Consider the following 1,844-nt stretch of genomic DNA (forward strand, 5'->3'; position numbering starts at 1 on the left):
GTTCCGGCTTGTCGCGGCGCGTGGCCACTCGCAGCAGCTGCGGCAAGCCGACATCCCCGACAACCACCAACCCGGCGAACTCCGGCTCGACGGACAGGCGCCCCAATTGCGCCTCATCAACAACCGCATAACCCGCCTGCTGGCCAGTCAGCAATTGCAATGCCTGACGCTCCATCGGGACGCCTTGCAGATTCAGGTGCGGATAGTTGCTACGCAGGTAATCGGCGATGGTGCTGGGCATGCGCACGGCGACGCGGGTCTGGCTGTCGAGCTTTTCCAGCTCGACCGCGCCCGCGCTTTTCTGGTCGCTGACCACCAGTTGCGGCACTCGCATGTAAGGGTCGGAAAACTGCCAGAGGCGCAATCCGCCAGGGGTTTGGGTCAGCCCCGGGGCGATGTCGATTTCGCCCTCGCGTGCAGCCGCCTCCAGTTGTTCAAGGTCGGGAAAGTTGCGCCAGCTCAGTTCGACGTTGAGGGTCTTTGCCAGCCACTTCATCAAGTCGACATTCACCCCGGACAGGCGCTGCAAGCGGCGATCATATTGCGCATAGGGCGCCTGCAACACCACGCCGACCCGCAACTCATCCTGCTGCGCCAGCCAGTGCTGTTGTTTCGGAGTCAGTTGGGCAACGTGCTCCGGGGGCATGGCCGCCGCCCAACMCATCAAGGGAAACCACAAACAGCCGATAACCCACAGGCAGCGTAAACGCATCATTGAACTCTCACACACTGACAAATACTGACCAACCCATTAGGCTGCCGGAACAACTTCTGGCCTGGAATATCCGATGCCCCCTGTCTACCGCCTGGCACTGCCAGCATTGTGCCTGTCGCTGATCCTGCCATGCGCTTTTTCCGTCGAGGCGGCCGACCCGGCGCCTGCAGCAGCAGAAAAAACCGCCGAAGAAAAACCACTCGAACGTCAGCCGTTGCCTGAGCGTAGTCAGGAAGAAGCGACTGCACTTGAGCGAAAAATCCCGGCTCAGGAACAGCAACAACTGCAAGCGGGCACCGACACGTTTCTGGCCTTGTGGAAACCGGCCAATACCGCCGAACCCAAAGGCGCGGTGATTATCATCCCCGGCGCCGGCGAAACCGTTGACTGGCCGCAAGCGGTCGGTCCTTTGCGGCGCAAACTGCCGGACGCCGAGTGGAGCAGCCTGAGTATCACCTTGCCGGACCTGCAAAGCGATGCCATTGCGCCACGTATCGTAGAAGCAGCGCCAGCTCCCAAGGCCCCCGAAACCGGCAGCAAAGACTCGACCACTGCGGCCCCCATCGAACAGGTAGCCGGAGGCGAGGCCGATGTGGCCGACAAAGTCATCGCTGAAACCACTGAGGAGCAGTCCAAGGCCGATGCCGAGCGCATCTTCGCCCGGATCGACGCCGCACTCGCCTTCGCCGAACAGCAAAGCGCCCGCAGTATCGTGGTGTTGGGGCATGGTTCCGGCGCCTATTGGGCCACGCGTTACCTGAGCGAGAAGCAGCCGTCGCAAGTCGAAAAGCTGGTGATGGTCGCCGCCCGGACACCGGTGGCAGCGAAGCCCGGGCTGGCGGAGCTGACCCCGACCCTGAAACTGCCGACCGCGGATATTTACTACAAGGACAAAGCGCCAGATCGCAACGCAGCACTGGAACGCCTGCAGGCCAGCAAGCGCTTGAAGTCATCGGCATTCAGCCAGGTCGCGCTCAAGGCGTTGCCCGATACCAGGGCCGAACAGGAGCAACTGTTCCGGCGGGTGCGGGGCTGGTTGAATCCGCAGCCTGCGACAGACTGAAAGACTGTGTCGCCTTCATCGCGAGCAAGCTCTCTCGCACAGGATTATCGTCGACCACAATTTTTG

Annotated in this window: 2 protein-coding genes; one reads left to right on the forward strand and one right to left on the reverse strand. The window is 61.9% G+C overall.

Annotated features, from left to right (window positions below; all coding sequences use genetic code 11):
- Window positions 1–715 (reverse strand): transporter substrate-binding domain-containing protein (locus tag ACXRVY_RS26860; RefSeq protein WP_458238715.1); only part of this gene is annotated, 715 nt, incomplete at its 3' end.
- A 73-nt stretch (window positions 716–788) separates the two neighbouring features.
- Here ACXRVY_RS26860 and ACXRVY_RS26865 point away from each other — a divergent pair.
- On the forward strand, window positions 789–1,778 hold the full coding sequence (locus ACXRVY_RS26865; protein WP_223456965.1) for an alpha/beta hydrolase family protein: 990 nt from the start codon (window positions 789–791) through the stop codon (window positions 1,776–1,778).
- The last annotated feature ends 66 nt before the right edge of the window (window positions 1,779–1,844 follow it).

This window comes from Pseudomonas sp. P5_A2_2 (assembly GCF_054177685.1).